Here is a 20,853-nt window from a genome sequence, read left to right on the forward strand (position 1 = left end):
GGGCACGAGTACCCCTGATGCGGCGGCCAACCCGGCCGCACCGACCTCGGCCGCGAGCGCTGCCGCCAATGTCCCGCCGCCGCCCCGGGCACGCCGGCCGCGATCGCGCGCAACGCGATCCTGTCGATCAACCCGCAGGTCTCGATCGAGAGCATCCACGACGCGCCGCTGCCGGGGTTCCAGGAGGTGATCGTTGCCGGCCAGGTGCTCTACGTCAGCAATGATGGCCGCTACGTCATGCAGGGCAGCCTGTTCGATGCGCAAGAGAAGCGCGACCTGAGCCAGTCCGGACTGTCGCAGCTGCGCAAGCGCCTGCTGTCGGAGGTGCCCGAGGAGCAGCGGATCATCTTCGCACCGGCCAACCCCAAGTACACCGTGTCGGTCTTCACCGACGTCGAATGCGGGTACTGCCGTCGTCTGCACGACGACATCGCCGAGTACAACAAGCGCGGCATTGCGATCGAATACCTGGCCTATCCGCGCATGGGGCCTGGCAGCGAGGATTTCCGGCTGATGGAGTCGGTGTGGTGCGCGGCCGATCGCCGCAAGGCGCTGACCGATGCCAAAGCCGGGCGCCGGGTGACCTCCCAGCCCTGCGCCAATCCGGTGGCGGCGCATTACGCGCTGGGCCAGCGCGTGGGCCTGACCGGCACCCCGATGATCGTGGCCGAGGACGGCACTCAGATGCCGGGCTACATGCCCCCGACCAGTTGCTCGCCGCGCTGCAACGCCTGGCCGGCGCCGCCGGCGGCCGCTGAGCCGACAGTCAGTGCGTGGCCGGGCGGCAGGCCCGGCCATTGGCTACAATGGGCGGCCCTGAATCACGGTTTGCCCGGACATGATCGTCCTCGAGGGCCAGCAGGCCCTGTCGCCGTTCCGACGTGAGCGGCTTGAAGCGCGTCTGCAAGCGGTCTCGCCGGCGCTGCGCGTCGCCGATGCCTGGCACGTCTACTTCGTCGAGGCCGAACCGGGCCGCACGCCGGACGACGCCACGCTGCGTCGCCTGCTCGAAGTCGATGCCGGTCCGGGACCTGCGCCTGCGCCGGATACGGTGTCGCGCATTGTGTCGCCGCGGCTGGGCACGATGTCGCCTTGGGCGAGCAAGGCCGGCGAACTGCTGCGCGGTGCCGGGCTGCCGATCCACCGCGTCGAGCGCGGCCTGCGCATCGATCTGCTCGGCTGGTCCGATTCGGCAGCAGAGCGCGCCGCGGTGGACAAGCTGCTGCACGACCCGATGACCGAGTCGTTGCTCGACGACGTCGAAGCGGCGCAGGCGCTGTTCGCCGTGCCGCAGCGTGGCGTGCTCGAGCGCATCCCGCTTGACGATCTCGAGGCGGCGAACGCGCGCCTGGGCCTGGCGCTGGCCGACGACGAGATCGCCTACCTGCGCGAGCGCTTTGGGGTACTCGGGCGTGCGCCCTCGGACGTCGAGCTGATGATGTTCGCGCAGGCCAATTCCGAGCATTGCCGGCACAAGATCTTCAATGCGACCTGGACCATCGACGGCGAGGCGCAACCGCAGTCGCTGTTCCGCATGATCCGCCATACGCATGCGCAGACGCCCGAGCACACGCTGTCGGCCTACAGCGACAACGCCGCGGTGGTGGAAGGCTATCCGGCCCGTCGCTTCCGGCCCGATCCGGTGTCGTTCGAGTACCGCAGCGAGCCGCTGCTCGACAGCGCGTTCTGCATCAAGGTCGAAACCCATAACCACCCGACGGCGATCTCGCCGTTCGCCGGTGCGGCCACCGGTGCGGGCGGTGAGATCCGCGACGAGGGTGCGACCGGACGCGGCGGCAAGCCCAAGGCGGGCCTGACCGGCTTCACGGTCTCGCACCTGCGCATTCCGACGTTGCCGCAGCCGTGGGAGGGCGTGCGTGCGCTCAACCCGCGCATGGCGCCGGCGCTGGAGATCATGCTCGATGGGCCGCTCGGCGGCGCGGCGTTCAACAACGAATTCGGCCGTCCGAACCTGCTTGGCTATTTCCGCAGTTTCGAACTCGCCGAGGGCGACGACGGCCTGCGGCGCGGCTACGACAAGCCGATCATGCTGGCTGGCGGCCTGGGTGCGATCGACCGCTCGATGGTCGAGAAGAAGTGCCTGTCGCCCGGCGATGCGGTCGTGGTGCTGGGCGGGCCGGCGATGCTGATCGGGCTGGGCGGCGGCGCCGCCAGTTCCGTGGCCTCGGGCGAAAGCGCCGAGGACCTGGATTTCGCCTCGGTGCAGCGCGACAACCCCGAGATGGAACGGCGCTGCCAAGAAGTGATCGACCGCTGCGTTGCGCTGGGCGAGCGCAATCCGATCCTGTGGTTCCACGACGTTGGCGCCGGCGGCTTGTCGAACGCGATTCCCGAACTGCTGCATGACTCGGGCGTGGGCGGCATCATCGATCTGGACCGCGTGCCGAGCGACGACCCGTCGCTGTCGCCGATGCAGCTGTGGTGCAACGAGTCGCAGGAGCGTTACGTCCTGGGCATTCCGCAGGACCGGGTCGATGAGTTCACCGCGATCTGCGCGCGTGAGCGTTGCCCATTCGCGGTCGTCGGCGTGGCGACTGCCGAAGAACATCTGACTGTCGGTTACGGCGTGCTCGCCGCGGCGGGCGCGCCGCACAGCAGTGCCGCGCAGCCCCACCCGATCGACCTGCCGATGGATGTGTTGTTCGGCAAGGCGCCGAAGATGCACCGCGACAGCGCGCGGCTGGCACCGCATCGCTGGCCGGCCGTCGATACTCGCAGCATCGACCTGCACGAGGCCGGCCTGCGCGTGCTCGCGCATCCGACGGTCGCGGCTAAGCAGTTCCTGGTCACGATCGGCGACCGCTCGGTCGGCGGGCTGACCGCACGCGACCAGATGGTGGGGCCATGGCAACTGCCGGTGGCCGACTGCGCGATCACCCTATCGGACTTCGATGGCTTCACCGGCGAGGCGATGGCGATCGGCGAGCGCACGCCACTGGCGCTGATCGACGCCGCCGCCGCGGCGCGCATGGCCGTTGGCGAGGCGATCACCAACCTGTGCGCGGCGCCGGTGGAGACGCTCCACCGGGTCAAGCTGTCGGCCAACTGGATGGCCGCCGCTGGTCACCCTGGTGAGGACGCGCGTTTGTTCGATGCCGTGCGCGCGGTCGCGATGGAGTTGTGTCCGGCGCTCGACCTGTCGATTCCGGTCGGCAAGGACTCGCTGTCGATGCAGGCGCAGTGGCAGGAGACCGCCGGCGCTTCCGCGTCGTCGAGCGCCCCGTCGCAAAGCGCCGACGACGTGACCCACAAGGTCGTCTCGCCGGTCTCGTTGATCGTCAGCGCATTCGCGCCGGTGCCGGACGTGCGCACGCAGCTGACCCCGCTGCTGGCGCGCGCGCCGGGCAGCGAGCTGTGGCTGATTGGCCTGGGCGCTGGCAAGCAGCGGCTCGGCGGCTCGGTGCTGGCGCAGTGTTTCGATGCGTTCGGCGGCCCGTGCCCGGACGTCGACGATCCGGCCCGATTGAAGGCGTTCTTCGAGCTGATCTGCGAGGCTCGCGAGGCTGGCCTGCTGCTGGCCTACCACGACCGTTCCGATGGTGGCGCATTCGCCGCCTTGTGCGAGATGGCGTTCTGCTCGCGGCAGGGTCTGGACATCGATCTGGAAGGCTGGGGCGAGGCGCGTCAGCGCGATGCCGTGCGCACGCTGTTCTCCGAGGAGCTGGGCGCGGTGGTGCAGATCGCGTCGGAGAACCGGGCCGAATTCGCCGATCTGGTCGAACGGCACGGTCTCATCGAATGCGCGCAGCGCATCGCCCGGCCGACGTCCTCGCCGACGATCCGTGTCGTCGATGGCGAGGACGCGTTGGCCGAGTGGAAGTGGGAGGCGCTGTTCGACGCGTGGTGGTCGGTGACGCATGCGATGCAGGCGCTGCGCGACAACCCCGAGTGCGCCGACGAGGAGCGGGCGTCCGCGCGCGACTTCGCCGCCCCCGGCCTGCGTCCCGTGCTGACCTTCGATCCGGCTTCGGCGCCCTCGATCGTTACCGGTGCGCGTCCGCGTGTGGCGATCCTGCGCGAGCAGGGCGTCAACGGCCAGATCGAGATGGCCGCGGCTTTTGATCGTGCTGGATTTGCTGCGATCGACGTCCATATGAGCGACCTCATCGAAGGGCGCGTGGACCTGGCGACCATGCAGGGCCTGGCAGCCTGTGGCGGCTTCAGCTACGGCGACGTGCTCGGCGCGGGGCGTGGCTGGGCCACCTCGGTGCTCGAGCGGACGCAGCTGCGCGACGCGTTCGCAGCGTTCTTCGAGCGCGGCGACACCTTCTCGCTGGGCGTGTGCAACGGCTGCCAGATGCTCTCTCAGCTCAAGGCGATCATTCCGGGCGCAGCGCACTGGCCGCGATTGCTGCGCAACCGCAGCGAGCGCTTCGAAGGCCGGGTCGGCCTGCTCGAGGTCGTCGAATCGCCGTCACTGTTCCTCGCCGACATGACCGGATCACGGATCCCCGTCGCGATCTCGCACGGTGAAGGGCGCGTGCAGTTCGACGATGCACAGGCGCGCTCTTCGGCGCGCGTGGCACTGCGCTATATCGAGGGCGATGGCACGCCGGCGGTGCGCTATCCCGCCAATCCCAACGGCTCGCAGGATGCGATCGCCGGGCTGTGCTCGGACGACGGGCGCGCGACGATTCTGATGCCGCACCCCGAGCGCACCCAGCGCGCCGTCAACTTCAGCTGGGCGCCTGCCGACTGGTCGGACGCCAGCCCATGGATGCGAATGTTCCACAACGCGCGCAGGTCCTTGGCCTGAACTGACGCGATTCGTCACTTTCGCGCAAACCTGTCCCGATCGGGACCTGGCCGGACGGCCGGGTCCCGTCTCCGTGTCCGTCATCCCGCTGTCGCCTAGCAGCGGGGGCTGCCTCCAAGTCCACAATCGGCTGTGAGAAAACCCAATCAATTCATTGGGTTGAAGCCGCATGCCGTGCCGGCATAGAGGCGAGCACAAATCGTCAGCAAAAAGCACCCTTCGTTACCGTATTGACCTCCTGCGGCAGTGCCTCTTGACGCGGCGCGTCAGTCTGGAGAGAGTCGGCATCCGGTCGGTCGTTTGGGGACGATTCAAGTTGCGTACACTCGCCATTCATGAAATTCGCGCTGCCAAGCGCGTGTCCGCGCCCGGCGCGGGTTCCCAGCCCCACTGAATTCCATCGCAAAGCCGCTCGGTCGATCGTCGACCTGCGGCTTTTTTTTCGCCCGTATTCCATCAGCCCAAACAAGCACTCCGAGGGGAAGCCCATATGAACCGGATCTATCGCAAGGTGTGGAACAAGTCGCTCGGCCAGATCGTCGTCGCCTCCGAACTGGCGACCGGCGACGGCGTCGGCGCGACCGTCACCGTCGGTCGGAGTGCACGCCCCGCACTGCTGGCGCTGGCGCTGCTGGCCGCCATGCCTGCTGCCTGGGCACAGGTCGCCATCGGCGAGCTCGCTGAGTGCACGGTTGGCGGCGTGACCTACGAATGCATCGTGCCGGGGGCGCGAGTGCTGCGGTGGGGGCGGTCGCCATTGGTGGTGCAGCGCAGGCCGGCGGTGTGACGTCCACCGCCGTGGGCACGCAGACGGTCGCCACCGGGTTCGCCTCGGGTGCCTTCGGCGCGTCGGCGCGCGCCACGGCCCTCCAGGCGCTCGCACTCGGTGCGAATGCACGCGCGATCGCCGCCGACAGTGTCGCGCTGGGTGCCAATTCGCGCGCGAACCGCGCCAATACGGTGTCCGTAGGTGCCGAAGGCGAGGAGCGCCAGATCGTCAACGTGGCCGCGGGCGTAGAGGCCACCGATGCCGTCAACCGCGCGCAGCTCGATGCCGTTGCCGCCGTCGCGGATGTGACCGCGCAGTACGTCGCGGGGACCGGAGAAGGTGCGGCGGCTGCCGACGGCGATGTCGCCTTCGCCGCCGGCTCGGATGCGACGGCCGGTGGTGATGGCAGCGTCGCCGTCGGCGCGGACAGCAGCGCATCCGGGCTCGAAGCCACGGCGGTGGGCTATGGCAGCGATGCGTCGGGCGAACTCGCGAGCGCGATCGGTGCCGAAAGCATTGCCAGCGGAGGCATGTCGGCCGCACTTGGCTTCCAGGCGGCGGCCGAGGGCGAGTGGTCGACCGCAGTCGGCGCGCTGGCGTCTGCGAGTGCACAGGAAGCCACGGCGCTCGGCAATGGCAGCGCGGCCAGTGGTGTCGCCTCGACCGCCGCCGGCACCGGCGCTGTGGCGTCGGCTGACAACAGCGTCGCGCTGGGCGCGAACTCGGTGGCCGATCGCGAAGACAGCGTCTCGGTGGGCGCTGAAGGGGCTGAGCGTCAGATCACCAACGTTGCGGACGGTACCCAGACGACCGACGCCGTGAACCTGGGCCAGTTGCAGGAAGCGACGGCCTACAGCCAGTACTTCCGCGCGACCGGCGACGGCGAGGCTTACGCCGAGGGCGAAGACGCGACCGCGTCGGGCTCGAATGCGATCGCCGAAGCGGACTATTCGACTGCGGTCGGTTCGACGACCTACGCCTCGGGCGTCGGGTCGTCGGCCTTCGGCAGCGGCGCGAGCGCGAGCGGGCAGTACGCGACGGCGTCGGGCTACAACGCGCTGGCTGAAGGCGACTCGAGTACGGCGGTTGGTGGCTGGCTGTACTACGAGGATGAGAACGGCGACGTGCTGCTGGACCAGACCACGACCGCCAGCGAGGTCGGCGCGTCGGCACTGGGTGCGGGTGCGCAGGCGAGCGGTGCGTTCAGCACGGCGACCGGTGCGGCTGCCAACGCGACGGGCGTGCAGTCCACCGCGCTGGGCTACAGCAGCAGCGCGGTCAATGATAGGTCGAGCGCATTGGGCGCGTTTTCTGAAGCAACCGGTGGTTTCGCCACGGCGGTGGGCTACGGCAGCGTGGCCAGTGGCGACTACGGCCTGGCGGTCGGCGGCATCGCCGATTACGGCGACCTGCTGATCGGCTTCCCGGGTCTGATCCTGCAGACGACCGAGGCCAGCGGTGTGGCCTCGACTGCGCTGGGCAATGGCGCATGGGCAACGGATGTTGGCGCGACCGCTGTCGGCACGCTGGCCGAGGCAACAGGTGTGCAGGCGACCTCGCTCGGCACGCTGGCCTACGCGACCGCGGATGGCGCGTCGGCGCTGGGTAGCGGCAGCGAGGCCAGTGGCGTCGATTCGACGGCGATCGGCTTCCTGGCCGGTGCGTCGGCCGACAACAGCGTGGCCTTGGGTGCGAGCTCGGTGGCCGATCGCGAGAACAGCGTGTCGGTCGGTTCGGCGGGCAGCGAACGCCAGATCACGAATGTGGCGGCGGGCGCAGAAGCGACCGACGCGGTCAACGTCGCGCAGCTCGAGGAGGCGACCCAGTACACCAAGTACTTCGCCGCGTCCGGTGGCGAGGACAGCGACAACGCCGCGTACGCGGATGGCGAGTACGCCACCGCGGCGGGCGAATCGGCCCTGGCATCGGCGCAGGGCGCCTCGGCGTTCGGCAGTGGGGCGCATGCGTCTGCAGCGAACAGTGTGGCCATCGGCTTCAACAGCTACGCCGCAGCGGAGGGGGCCGTCGCAGTCGGTGGCCTTGGGCAAGCGTACGACGAGTTCAATTCGCCGATCTTCGATGAGAATGGCGATGCTGTCCTTGTCTCCACGCAAGCAGAGGCTGGCGGTACTGCCGTCGGTGCTGGGGCGCTTGCGACAGGGCAGAACGCCACCGCTTTGGGCAGCGGGGCTCAGGCGCTTGGCGATGAAAGTTACGCCGGCGGCATGAAGTCGCGTGCGACCGGAGCATGGAGTACAGCGATTGGTAGCAATGCGTGGGCTGGTGGGAGTGAAACCACCGCCGTGGGCGCGTATGCATGGGCCACCAAAGACGGTGCGACCGCGTTCGGGACATCGGCATGGGCAACCGAAACAAACGCGTCTGCATTCGGCTACGGCGCCTGGGCTTCCGGCTCGGGATCCATGGCACTGGGTATGGATTCCTGGGCGGATGGCGCAAACGCCATCGCAGTGGGACGTGGCGCTCTCAGTACTGATGACCGTGCCATTGCGATCGGTGCGACTTCGCTCGCCGATGGCGCTAATGCAGTCGCAATCGGTCAAGGCTCGTTGAGTTTAGCCAGCGGTGCGGTGGCTTTCGGCGCTCGCGCCACTGTGGGGAGAGATGCAGATGGCGGTCTCGCGCTCGGTGCCAATACGAGTGTTGCTGCAGAGAACAGCGTGGCTCTGGGCGCAGGCGCACGCGCTGATCGAGCCAACACTGTATCGGTCGGCGCTTCGGGCGAATGGACTGACGAGTACGGGGTGACCCACGCTGCTAATGAGCGTCAGATCACCAACGTCGCAGATGGCACGGAGGCGACCGACGCAGTAAACCTGGGCCAATTGCAGGAAGCTACGGCCTACAACCAGTACTTCCGCGCGACCGGCGACGGCGAGGCCTCTGCCGAGGGCGAAGATGCAACCGCGTCGGGCTCGAACGCGATTGCCGAAGCGGATTATTCGACCGCGATCGGTTCGACCACCTACGCCTCCGGCGTCGGGTCGTCGGCCTTCGGCAGCGGCGCGAGTGCGAGCGGTCAGTACGCACTCGCATCAGGTTACAACGCGGTCGCCGAGGGCGATTCGAGCACGGCGGTCGGCGGCTGGCTGTACTACGAGGATGAGAACGGCGACGTCGTGCTCGACCAGACGACGACCGCCAGCGAAGTCGGTGCATCGGCCTTTGGCGCGGGTGCGCAGGCACTCGGTGCGTTCAGCACCGCGACCGGTGCGGCGGCCAGTGCGACAGGCGCGCAGTCGACCGCGCTGGGCTACAGCAGCAGCGCCGCCACGGACGGGTCGAGCGCACTGGGCGCGTTCTCTGAGGCAACGGGCGGCTTCGCGACCGCGGTGGGCTACGGCAGCGTGGCCAGCGGTGACTACGGCCTGGCGGTGGGCGGCATCGCCGATTACGGCGACCTTCTGATCGGCTTCCCGGGCCTGATCTTGCAGACGACCGAGGCCAGCGGTGTGGCGTCGACTGCGCTGGGCAATGGCGCGTGGGCAACGGACGTCGGCGCGACCGCGGTCGGTACGCTGGCCGAGGCGACCGGTGTGCAGGCGACCTCGCTCGGCACGCTGGCGTACGCAACCGCGGACGGCGCGTCGGCGCTGGGCAGCGGCAGCGAGGCCAGCGGCGTCGATTCGACGGCGATCGGCTTCCTGGCCGGGGCCTCGGCCGACAACAGCGTGGCGCTGGGTGCGAACTCGGTGGCCAATCGCGAGAACAGCGTGTCGGTCGGTTCGGCGGGCGACGAGCGCCAGATCACCAACGTGGCGGCCGGTACGGAAGAGACCGACGCGGTCAATCTGGCACAGCTCGAAGACGCGACCGCTTATAACCAGTACTTCAAGGCGACCGGCGACGACGAGGCCTATGTGACGGGCGAGGAGTCGGTTGCGGCGGGTGCGGGGCGGCCGCCGATGGTGATTACTCGACCGCGGTCGGTTCGGCGGCGCAAGCGCTGGCGCAAGGGGCGTCAGCCTTCGGCAGCGGGGCGTTTGCGCTTGCCGACAACGCGACAGCGGTTGGCTTCAATGCCGTTGCCAGCGGCCAGAACAGCGCGGCGTTCGGCGCAGGTGCCGAGGCCGGTGGTGCGGCGAGTGTGGCGATCGGCGGTAATGCGGTCGACGAGGATGGCGAGCCGCTGCTGACCCTCGGCGGGCAGCCAGTCGAAGCCTCTGCCACCAGCGCTGGCGTGGCCGGCACCGCTGTGGGTGCGAGCGCGGAAGCCAGCGGGTTCGCTGGGAGTGCGGTCGGTGTAGGTGCCACCGCCAGCGGCGATATGGCTGCCGCTTTTGGTGCCGTCGCGACGGCATCGGGCAGCCAGTCGACCGCGCTCGGCTACGCGGCGGTCGCAACGTCCGCCGACTCCACGGCCATCGGTTCCTTCTCGGTTGCCAGCGGCGCCAACAGTGTCGCGATCGGTGGTGGCGCGGGATTGTTCAATCTCTTCCCCACCGAAGCCTCGGGCGACTTCTCCACGGCCGTCGGTGGCGCCGCGTGGGCCAGCGGCGATAACAGCACGGCATTGGGCAACTTCTCTACTGCCGCAGGTGAGAACAGCCTGGCGCTTGGTTCCGACTCGACCGCCTTGGCAGAGGGCAGCGTGGCATTGGGCCAGGGTTCGGAGGCCGACCGGGCCAACACCGTGTCGGTAGGTAGCGAGGGCAATGAGCGCCAGATCACCAATGTTGCGGCCGGTACAGAAGAGACCGACGCGGTGAATTTGAGTCAGTTGCAGGAAGCGACGGCCTACAACCAGTACTTCCGCGCGACCGGCGACGGCGAGGCCTATGCCGAGGGCGAGGATGCGACGGCTTCGGGCTCCAACGCAATCGCCGAGGCGGACTACTCGACCGCGGTCGGTTCGACGACCTACGCCTCGGGCGTCGGGTCCTCGGCCTTCGGCAGCGGCGCGAGCGCGAGCGGCCAGTACGCGACGGCGTCGGGCTACAACGCGGTGGCCGACGGCGACTCGAGCACCGCGGTCGGTGGCTGGTTGTACTACGAGGATGAGAACGGCGAGGTCGTGCTCGACAAGACGACAATGGCCATTGAAGTCGGTGATTCGGCGTTCGGTGCGGGCGCGCAAGCGACTGGCGGATTCAGCACGGCCACTGGTGCAGCCTCCAGTGCAAGCGGTTTGCAATCCACGGCGACTGGCTATTCGAGTGAGGCTGTGGGCGACTACAGCGTCGCGAACGGTGGCTTCAGCGTCGCGAGCGGTCGAGGGGCCACTGCACTTGGATATGCGACAGAGGCATCGAACGAGTACGCCACGGCAGTAGGCTGGGGCGCCGTCGCCAGTGGCGCTGGCAGCACAGCGGTCGGTGGCATGGGGGATCTGGTGCCCGGCTTGGGCTTCCTGGTTCCGGCCGAAGCTGCTGGCACGGCTGCTTCCGCGTTTGGCTCGGGATCGGGCGCATGGAGCAACTACACCACCGCGATCGGTGCCCTGGCCCAGGCGGATGGGGTAGGCGCGACAGCGCTGGGCTACTTCGCCTACGCGCAGGCCGAGACCTCGACGGCGGTAGGCGCGCAGTCGTGGGGTAGCGGCGATCGTGCGACTGCGGTTGGCTACTACGCCACTGCTGAAGGCGACGACAGCACCGCACTGGGCTTTAATGCGTTCGCATCGGCCGACAACAGCGTCGCGCTGGGTGCGAACTCCGAGGCCGACCGCGACAACACGGTGTCGGTCGGTTCGGTTGGTGAGGAGCGTCAGATCACCAATGTCGCGGCGGGCACTGAGGACACCGATGCGGTGAACCTCGCGCAGCTCAACGCCGCTGCGGACGGCGCGCTGCTCGCGGGTCGCTACTTCCGTGCCACCGGCGACGGCGAGGCGTATGTCGAGGGTGAGGACGCGATCGCGGCGGGCTCGAATGCGATTGCCGAAGCGGACTATGCGACCGCGATGGGCTCGACGACCTATGCGTCGGGCGTTGGGTCTTCGGCCTTCGGCAGCGGCGCGAGCGCGAGCGGACAGTACGCGACGGCATCGGGCTACAACGCGGTCGCCGAGGGCGACTCGAGCACGTCCGTCGGCGGCTGGCTGTACTACGAAGACGAGGACGGCAACGTCGTACTCGACCAGACGACGACCGCCAGCGAAGTGGGTGCATCGGCCTTTGGCGCGGGTGCGCAGGCGCTCGGTGCATTCAGCACCGCGACGGGTGCGGCGGCCAGTGCGACGGGCGCGCAGTCGACCGCAGTGGGCTACAGCAGCAGTGCCGCGACGGACGGGTCGAGCGCACTGGGCGCGTTCTCTGAGGCAATGGGCGGCTTCGCGACCGCGGTGGGCTACGGCAGCGTGGCCAGCGGTGACTACGGCCTGGCGGTGGGCGGCATCGCCGATTACGGCGACCTTCTGATCGGCTTCCCGGGCCTGATCCTGCAGACGACCGAGGCCAGCGGTGTGGCGTCGACTGCGCTGGGCAATGGCGCCTGGGCAACGGATGTCGGCGCGACCGCGGTCGGTACGCTGGCCGAGGCGACCGGTGCGCAGGCGACCTCGCTCGGCACGTTGGCGTATGCGACCGCGGACGGCGCGTCGGCGCTGGGCAGCGGCAGTTCGGCCAGCGGCGTCGACTCGACGGCAATCGGCTTCCTGGCCGGGGCGTCGGCCGACAACAGCGTCGCGCTGGGTGCGAATTCGGTGGCCGATCGCGAGAACAGCGTGTCGGTCGGCTCGGCAGGCAATGAGCGCCAGATCACGAATGTCGCCGCCGGTACCGAGGACACCGATGCGGTGAACCTCGCGCAGTTGCGCAGCATGTCCGATGGCGTCGGCGGCAAGCTGCAGGACGCGATGCAATCGGCGGCCGACATCTTCGGCGGTGGGGTCACGATGACGGCCGCCGGCACGCTGAGCATGCCGAGCTACGCGATCCAGGGCGCCAACTACACCTCGATCGGCGACACCTTCGCCGCACTCGACAATCAGATCACCGAGCTCAAGACGCGTGTGGGCCAGGTCGAGACGGTGATCGAGTCCGGTGCGGGCACCAACGACCAGGTGGCGGTGGGCGGCGATACGCCGGCGACGATCGCCGACGGCACCAACGGGGTCGCAGTCGGCGATGGTGCGCAGACGGGCGGTCAGAACGGCGTGGCCATGGGCGGCGACGCCTACGCGCATGGCCCCAACGATACCGCGGTCGGCGGCAACGCCAAGGTGTACGCGGACGGCAGCACGGCGCTCGGCGCGAACACGACGATCACCGCCGAGGCGACCAACGCGGTGGCCGTCGGTGAGGGGCGAGTGTGAGTGCGGCCTCGGGCACGGCGCTGGGGCAGGGCGCTTCAGTCACTGCGGAAGGTGCGGTCGCACTGGGCCAGGGCTCGGTCGCAGACCGCGCCAACACGGTCTCGGTCGGCAGCGCGGGCAGTGAGCGTCAGATCACCAACGTTGCGGCCGGTACTGCCGCGACCGACGCTGCCAACGTCGGCCAGGTCAATGCCGGTGTTACCGAAGCCAAGGCCTACGCCGATACCACGGCGACGCAGGCGGTGGCCACCTCCAAGGCCTACACCGACCAGAAGTTCGCTGCCTGGAACGACAACTTCGAGACGTTCAAGGGCGATGTCGATCGTCGGTTCTACGACACCGACCGCCGCATCGACCGTCAGGGCGCGATGGGGGCGGCGATGTTGAACATGGCCACCAGCGCCGCCGGCATCCGCACCCAGAACCGTGTCGGCGTCGGTGTCGGCTTCCAGGGCGGCGAGAGCGCGCTGTCGCTCGGCTACCAGCGTGCGATCAGCGAGCGCGCCACGATCACCGTGGGCGGCGCGCTCAGCGGCGATGAGAAATCCGTGGGTGTGGGTGCCGGCTTCGGCTGGTAATCCCGCGGGGCCGGTGGGCTTTGCCCGCCGGTCCGCGGTTCGATGGCATCGGGGACACCTGCTGCCGTCCATGCGACGTCCGTCGGGACGGGGGCCTTGTGCCGCCGCACCGACGCTTCCGAGGTCCAATACTCCAACGAGGGTCCAAAATGAAGAACAGCATCATCCCCAGCGCCCTGGCCATCGCGGTCGGCGCGGTGCTCGCCACCGGCGCCGTCCATGCGGGCAAGACCCAGCGCCCGGCCGACAAGGCGGGGACCCAGGCGCCATTGCAGCAATCGGACGCGACCCCGATCCGGCGTTTCATCGTCGAGTACCGGGAAGGCGCGCGGGAGCGGCAGGACCAGCAGGCAGCGGTGGCGGGCGTCCGCACCGCGCTCGCCCGCTCGGGCATCGTGCGCGGTGCCACCAAGGCGAACAACGTGCAGTACCTGCGCACGCTCGCGACCGGACACCAGGTGTTGCGCCTGGCCCAGGGCGTGGACCGCGTCTCGGCCGAAGCCCTGATGCGCCAGATCGCCGCCGATCCGAACGTCAAGTCGGTGGCGCCTGATCGTCTGCGTCAGATCGCCGCCGCGCCGGTGCAGCCGGCCTACGTGCCCAACGATCCGGGCCTGGAATGGCAGTGGCACATGCTCGCGCCCGATGGCACCGTGACCGGCGATGGCGGCCCGAATCGTGGCGGCATCAACGCGCCGGCTGCCTGGGACCTGACCGACGGCGACGGCATCACGATCGCGGTGCTCGACACTGGTATTACCGAACACCCCGACATCGACAGCTCGCTTGGCGATGCCGGCTACGACTTCATCTCCGATGCCTTCGTGTCGGGTCGCGCCACCGACGACCGTGTGCCTGGCGGCTGGGATCTGGGCGACTGGACGATCGGCTATGCCGGCGCAGAGACCTGTCAGCAGCGCAACAGCAGCTGGCACGGTACGCACGTTGCCGGTACCGCCGGCGCCCAGCGTACCGACAACGGCGTCGCGGTCACCGGCGTCGCCTACGGCGCCAAGATCCTGCCGGTCCGCGTGCTCGGTCATTGCGGTGGCTACGATTCGGACATCGTCGATGCCATCATCTGGGCGGCGGGCGGCGACGTGGATGGCGTGCCGGCCAACGCCAACCCCGCGCAGGTCATCAACCTGAGCCTCGGCGGCACCGGGGCCTGTTCGGCAGCCGAGGCCGATGCCATCGCACAGGCGAATGCGCTGGGTGCGACCGTGGTGATCGCCGCGGGCAACAGCAATGCCGACGTGGCGAACTTCTCGCCGGCCAACTGCCCGGGCGCGATCGCCGTCGCCTCCAACGGCATCACCAGCCGCCGTGCCTACTACTCGAACTACGGCACCGGCATCGACATCTCGGCCCCCGGCGGCGGCGTCTACGCCAACGACGGCAGCTCGGGTACGCAGATCGAGGACGGCTTCGTGTGGCAGGCCAAGAACCCGAGCACGACGACGCCCACGCCGCTGGCCAGCATCACCGGCGCGCCGACCTACGGCACCGCCGGCACCTCGCAGGCCTCGCCGCACGTCGCTGGCGTGGTTGCGCTGATCCAGAGCGCGCGCCTGGCTGCTGAGTTGCCGCTGTTCACCCCGGAGGAAGTGCTCGATGTGCTCAAGCGCACCGTCACGCCCTTCACGGTGGCGCCGTCGACCAGCCAGCCGATCGGCCCGGGCATCGTCAATGCCGGCGCCGCGGTGCTCAAGGCCATCGAGCCGCCGTGCGATCCGGAAGTCGAGAGCTGCGCGCCGGATTCGACGCCGATCGGCAACGGTGTGCCGTTGCGCGGCTTGGCGGGCACGGCCGGCGGCGAGACGCTGTACTCGATCGAGGTGCCGGCCGGTGTGACCGGCGCGCTGACGATCACCACCAGCGGCGGCAGCGGCGACGTGTCGCTGCATGTCAGCCTGGACGAGGCACCGGCGCAGACCGGCACCTGGAACTCGACGCGTCCGGGCAACACCGAGACCGTCCGGATCAACCGGCCGGCCGCGGGCATCTATTACATCAAGCTGGCCGGCACGCGTGCCTACAGCAACGTGACCCTGCAGGCCAAGTTCACGACGCCAGGGGTGTAAGACCACCGCCGCACCCGCAAGGACGCGGGTGCGGTCCGCCACTCGAGCCCGCGGCCAGCCGCGGGCTTTTTTGTGGCGCTTCTCCTGAATCAAGGCGGGCATGGGCGTTCACTTCGGATGAGCAGTGCGCTGTCCGCCCACGCGAAAACCGGGGTCAGAGTGCAATTTCGCCTCGCGAAATTGCACTCTGACCCCGGTTTTGCAGGTCGCGCGCTCGACGCGGGTACCGGCCGTCAGTCCGCCGCCCTGGACGCGTGCAGCCCGACTTCGGGCGGATGCGGAGTCGCTAATGGGAGAGGTCGCGCAGGGCCTCAGTGCGTGTGGCGAGCAGGGACGAGCGATACAGGCGGCATCTGGGATACTGTCGCGCCAGGTTCTCTGCCCAGATCGCCATGTCCAAACCTTCCGGTCCGCGCCGTTCCCCGGTCGAGAAAGCCGCCCGCCGCGCGCAGGGCACGCCGATCCACGCACAGCTGCGCGACGGCGATGGCCGCGTGCTCGCCGGTGCGACGCTGGAAGACGGCGAATGGACAATGGTGCTGGCCGGTCGCCCCGTGGCGAGTACGCCGAGCGCCGCGATGCTGCTGGCGATGCTGCGCCACACGGCCGCAGTGCAGGGGCGGGCCGGTGTGCGGACCCGGCTGTCGGTCTCCAAGGTCCTCGACGCTGCCGCGTGCGCGGAGGCGCAGGCGGCCGGTCGCACGCTTGCCGCGCATCTGGACTGGCTCGAGGCCGAGCGGCGCACGCGCAACGACCCGGCACCGGCCGTGCATTGAATGCGAGCGCCCGGCACGGCCTGCTGAACGATGAACCGTGCAGGCGGTGTCGAGGGCGCTCGCGGTCGCCACCGCTATCATCCGCGGCTCCTCCATTCGATACCCCTGTGATGGTTCGCGTCCGTCTGTTGCCCGCCCTGGTGTCGTTGCCTGTCGCCGTCGCGTTGCTGGCCGGCTGCGGGCGCAATGTGCGCGAGGACGTGCCGTTCATGGGCGAATCGTTCGATGCCGACGACATCTATTCGCGCACTTACGCCCTGCCGCCGGCCCAGGCCTGCAGTGCTGCGCGGTTGGCGTTGCTCGGACAGGGCTATGCGGTCGGCAAGGCCGGGGACGACGCGGTCGAGGCGACCAAGAACTTCCAGCCCGAGGACGAGGTACACACCCAGCTGTCGGTGCGCGTGTCGTGCGTGCCGCGTGGCAGTGACCGGACCTTGCTGTTCGTCAGCGCGCTGCTCGACCGCTATGTGCTGCGCAAGAGTTCCAACTCGGCGAGCCTGGGGGTCGGTGCGCTCGGTTCGTTGTCGGTGCCGATCGGCAGTCGCGAAGATTCGCTGGTGCGCGTGGCCAGCAGCACCGTGCAGGATGCCGGCTTCTACCGCCGGTTCTTCGAGCGGGTGGGCTACTACGTTCCGAGCCCGACGAACGGGGACCGCCGCCCGCCGGCCGCCCAGGACGGTGAGGATCCGCCGCCCGACGATCTGCACCGCCCGGCACGCGACGACGGGCCGCGCTGAGCCCCGGCTGCGGGCGAACTGCTACAGTCGTGCGGTCCATCGCCACTGGGGTCGTGTCTGGTGAATGCCGTGCTGGAGGGGTCCGAGGCGTCATCCGCTGCGCCGGAGTTGCGGGTCATCGCGCGGCTGCGCGACAACGGCCGGCTCAAGGACGTCGATCTCGCCCGCGCGCAACGCCTGCACGCCGAGGCAGGGGGCAGCCTGCTGGGACTGTTGGCCCGGCTGGGCCTGGTGTCCGAGCGCGACCATGCCGAAGCCTGCGCTGCGGAGTTCGACCTGCCGCTGCTGGCCGGCCGCGAGCTGCCCGATGAGCCGCCCGAGACAGCTGAAGGCGCGACGCCGCTGTCGGTGCGCTTCCTGCGCCAGTTCCACGTGCTGCCGATCGGTGAGCAGGACGGCCGCCTGCATCTGTGGATGTCCGATCCCTATGACGGCTACGCACTCGATGCTGTGCGTCTGGCGACCGGGCGCGAGCCGGTACCGGCGGTGGGTCTGCGTTCGGAAATCGACGACGCGATCGAGCGCTGGCACGGCCAGGGGCGCAGCGCGATGGGCACGATCGTCGAGTCGGCCGACGGCGAGGGCGGCGGCGATGTCGACGATGTCGAGCACCTGCGCGATCTGGCGTCCGAGGCGCCGGTCATCCGGCTGGTCAATCTGGTGATCCAGCGCGCGGTGGAACTGCGCGCCTCCGACATCCACATCGAGCCGTTCGAGAGCCGGCTCAAGGTCCGCTACCGCGTCGATGGCGTGCTGATCGATGGCGAGAGCCCGCCGGTCAATCTGACCGCCGCGGTCATCAGCCGCATCAAGATCATGGCCCGGCTCAACATCGCCGAGCGTCGCCTGCCGCAGGACGGACGCATCATGCTGCGCGTGCAGGGCAAGGAGCTCGACCTGCGCGTGAGCAGCGTGCCGACCGCGCACGGCGAGAGCGTGGTGATGCGTCTGCTCGACCGCGAGACGGTGGTGTTCGACTTCCAGCGGCTGGGCTTCGACGGCGAATTCCTGCCGCAGTTCCAGAAGGTGCTCGACCAACCGCACGGCATTTTGCTGGTGACCGGTCCGACCGGCTCGGGCAAGACGACGACGCTCTACACCGCGCTGTCGCAGCTCAACACGCCGGACGTGAAGATCATCACCGTCGAGGACCCGGTCGAGTACCAGATCGAAGGCATCAACCAGATCCAGGCCAAGCCGCAGATCGGTCTGGACTTCGCCAATGCGCTGCGCTCGATCGTGCGCCAGGATCCGGACATCATCATGATCGGCGAAATGCGCGACTTGGAGACCGCGCGCATCGCGATCCAGTCGGCACTGACCGGCCACCTGGTACTCAGCACGCTGCACACCAACAATGCCGCTGGCGGCATCACCCGCATGCTGGACATGGGGGTGGAGGATTACCTGTTGACGTCCACGGTCAACGGTATCCTGGCCCAGCGCCTGGTGCGCCGGCTCGAGCCGACACACGCGGTGCGCTATGCGGCCTCGCCCGAGGAGATCGAGCGCTTCGAACTGCGCCGCCATCAGCCCGAGGGCGAGATCCACCTCTACCGCCCGGGACCGTCGGCTGCGGCGCCGACCGGCTACCTGGGGCGTACGACGATCGTCGAGTTTCTGGTCATGAACGACGAGATCCGGCGCGCGGTGATGCGCCATGCGGGCATGGGCGAGCTCGAAGACCTCGCGCGCCGCGCCGGCATGCGCACGATGTACGAAGACGGCATCGCCAAGGCGCTGCGCGGGCTGACGACGATCGAGGAAGTGCTGCGGGTGACGGAGGAGGCGTGATCGAGACGCCGTGCTGGAATGGAATAGCCGGGGGGGAGGCATGAGCAGGACGGCGTGGGGTTGTCTGCTGGTCGCCCTTCTGGCGGCCTGTGGCGGGGAGCGCAAAGCGGGTGATGAGGCTGCACGCGCGACTCCCATAGAAGGCGTCGCGGAGCCGCCGGGGGTCGAACCCTCGGCCGCTGCGATCGAGACCTCGTCGGGACATGGGCTCGTTGCCGGTGAGAGCGGCGTACCGGGCAAGCGGACGGCGCCCGGCGACCAAGCAGTGCGATCGGATGTCGAAGAGACGACTGGCCTGACCGCATCGTCAGAGTCGACAGCACGGGTCCCAGACTCGGCGCCCTCGCCGGCGGAATCACGCTTCCTGCAAGGCGGCGCGTTGCGTGCCGATGCATTTGAGGCGGCCAACGATGGGCCGGGATGGGATGCGGTCGTCCGCGATTTCGAGCGCGATGGGTTGGTGGATCCGGATGCGCGGGATCTTCATCTGCTGTTCGGTGAATGGCTTCGCAGTTCACTGGCGAGATACGATTTCGTGCCGGCTGGTTTTGGCTGCGGCCGGAGTCTTTGCGCCGCGACGATTGCGTTCGACACACCGGACGCCCGCCAGCGCTACGATGCCTGGCGTGACGTCGGCTTCGATCCTCCGATGTCGGTTCCGGTGTTCGCGGATTCGCTTTTCATCTCGCCGGACGGTCGTCGAGAGATGCGGATTCTCTTCTCGACCGATCCCGCAACCTCAGCCATCAAGGTCCGTTGAAAAAGGCGGCAATGACCCTCTACCGCTACAAGGCCCTCAACACCCGCGGCGAAGTGCTCGACGGCACCATGGATGCCGCCAGCGAGGCCGAGGTCGCGCTGCGCCTGCAGGAGCAGGGGCATCTGCCGGTGGAGGCGCGCCCGGCGAGCGAGGCGCGTGGGCTCGGCGATTGGCGGGCGGCGTTCAAGCCCAAGCCGTTCTCCGGGCAGCGGCTGGTGCAGTTCACCCAGCAGCTGGCAACGTTGCTGCATGCCGGGCAGCCACTCGACCGCGCCCTGACGATCCTGCTCGATCTGCCCGAGGAACCGGAGGCCAAGCGCACGATCACCGAACTGCGCGACGCGGTGCGCGGCGGTGTATCGCTGTCGACGGCGCTCGAGCGCCAGCACGGCACCTTCTCGCGGCTGTACGTGAACATGGTGCGCGCGGGTGAGGCCGGCGGCAGCCTGGAGGACACGTTGCAGCGGCTGGCCGACTATCTCGAACGCGCGCGCGCCTTGCGCGGCCGGGTGGTCAATGCGCTGATCTATCCCGCGATCCTGATCGTCATGGTCGGCGCCTCGCTGATGTTCCTGCTGGGCTACGTCGTGCCGCAGTTCGCGGCGATGTACGACAGCCTCGATGCCGAACTCCCCGTATTCACGCGCCTGGTGCTCGGCGTTGGCAGCTTCGTGCGCGACTGGTGGATCGTGCTGTTGATCGTGCCGGTGGTCGCGGCCTACGCCTTCGCGCTGAAGCTGCGCGACGCTCGGTTCCGCGCGCGTTTCGATGCCTGGCTGCTCGAGCGCCGGCTGGCCGGCCCGCTGGCCGCGCGCATCGAAACCGCGCGACTGGCGCGGACGCTGGGCACATTGTTGCGTAACGGCGTGCCGCTGATCACGGCGCTGGGCATCGGCCGTAACGTGCTGGGCAACCTGGCGCTGGCGGCCGACGTCGAGGCGGCGGCTGCGGAGGTCAAGAATGGTGTCGGGCTGTCGTCGGCACTCGCGCGTGGCGGCCGGTTCCCGCGACTTGCGATCCAGATGGTCCAGGTCGGCGAGGAATCGGGTGCCCTCGATGCAATGCTGATGCGCACCGCCGACACCTTCGATCAACAGACCGGGCAGTCGCTCGACCGCATGCTCGCGGCCCTGGTGCCCGCGATCACGATGCTACTTGCCCTGGTGGTGATGGTGGTGATCCTGGCGGTACTGGTGCCGATCTACGACCTGACCAGTGTGATCGGGTGAGACGCCGCCCGTCGTGATCGGCGATTCGTGAGCAGCGGACTCCCGCGTCCCTGACATCTGCGCGCGTTCCGGC

8 protein-coding genes and 2 pseudogenes are annotated in these 20,853 nt (G+C 68.9%); all 10 read left to right on the top strand.

Annotation, left to right across the window (positions count from 1 at the left end; genetic code table 11):
* Positions 1-102: 102 nt before the first annotated feature.
* The 10 genes and pseudogenes from BEN78_09300 (at position 103) to BEN78_09345 (ending at position 20,780) form a co-directional block, all read left to right on the top strand.
* Positions 103-758: pseudogene (locus BEN78_09300) on the top strand (disulfide bond formation protein DsbC).
* A gap of 80 nt (positions 759-838) precedes the next feature.
* Positions 839-4,777 carry a phosphoribosylformylglycinamidine synthase gene (locus BEN78_09305; protein ID ASR43538.1) on the top strand — a complete coding sequence of 1,313 codons (3,939 nt, stop codon included), beginning with the start codon at positions 839-841 and terminating at the stop codon, positions 4,775-4,777.
* Positions 4,778-5,267: 490 nt separating this feature from the next.
* On the top strand, positions 5,268-5,564 hold the full coding sequence (locus BEN78_09310; protein ASR43539.1) for a hypothetical protein: 297 nt from the start codon (positions 5,268-5,270) through the stop codon (positions 5,562-5,564).
* Between the two features lie 173 nt (positions 5,565-5,737).
* Positions 5,738-13,400 (top strand): annotated as a pseudogene (locus BEN78_09315) (hypothetical protein).
* A 128-nt stretch (positions 13,401-13,528) separates the two neighbouring features.
* Positions 13,529-15,484, top strand: coding sequence for a hypothetical protein (locus BEN78_09320; protein ASR45048.1), 1,956 nt, complete (start codon positions 13,529-13,531; stop codon positions 15,482-15,484).
* A gap of 392 nt (positions 15,485-15,876) precedes the next feature.
* The gene (locus BEN78_09325) at positions 15,877-16,260 is read left to right on the top strand and encodes a hypothetical protein (protein ID ASR43540.1); all 384 of its coding nucleotides are present in this window, start codon (positions 15,877-15,879) and stop codon (positions 16,258-16,260) included.
* 110 nt (positions 16,261-16,370) lie between these two features.
* On the top strand, positions 16,371-16,997 hold the full coding sequence (locus BEN78_09330) for a hypothetical protein (protein ASR43541.1): 627 nt from the start codon (positions 16,371-16,373) through the stop codon (positions 16,995-16,997).
* A 60-nt stretch (positions 16,998-17,057) separates the two neighbouring features.
* Positions 17,058-18,791, top strand: coding sequence for a type II secretion system protein GspE (locus BEN78_09335; protein ASR43542.1), 1,734 nt, complete (start codon positions 17,058-17,060; stop codon positions 18,789-18,791).
* A gap of 379 nt (positions 18,792-19,170) precedes the next feature.
* Positions 19,171-19,551, top strand: coding sequence for a hypothetical protein (locus tag BEN78_09340; protein ASR43543.1), 381 nt, complete (start codon positions 19,171-19,173; stop codon positions 19,549-19,551).
* 11 nt (positions 19,552-19,562) lie between these two features.
* On the top strand, positions 19,563-20,780 hold the full coding sequence (locus BEN78_09345; protein ASR43544.1) for a type II secretion system protein GspF: 1,218 nt from the start codon (positions 19,563-19,565) through the stop codon (positions 20,778-20,780).
* The last annotated feature ends 73 nt before the right edge of the window (positions 20,781-20,853 follow it).

Source organism: Xanthomonas citri pv. mangiferaeindicae, from assembly GCA_002240395.1.
Classification (GTDB): domain Bacteria; phylum Pseudomonadota; class Gammaproteobacteria; order Xanthomonadales; family Xanthomonadaceae; genus Luteimonas; species Luteimonas citri_A.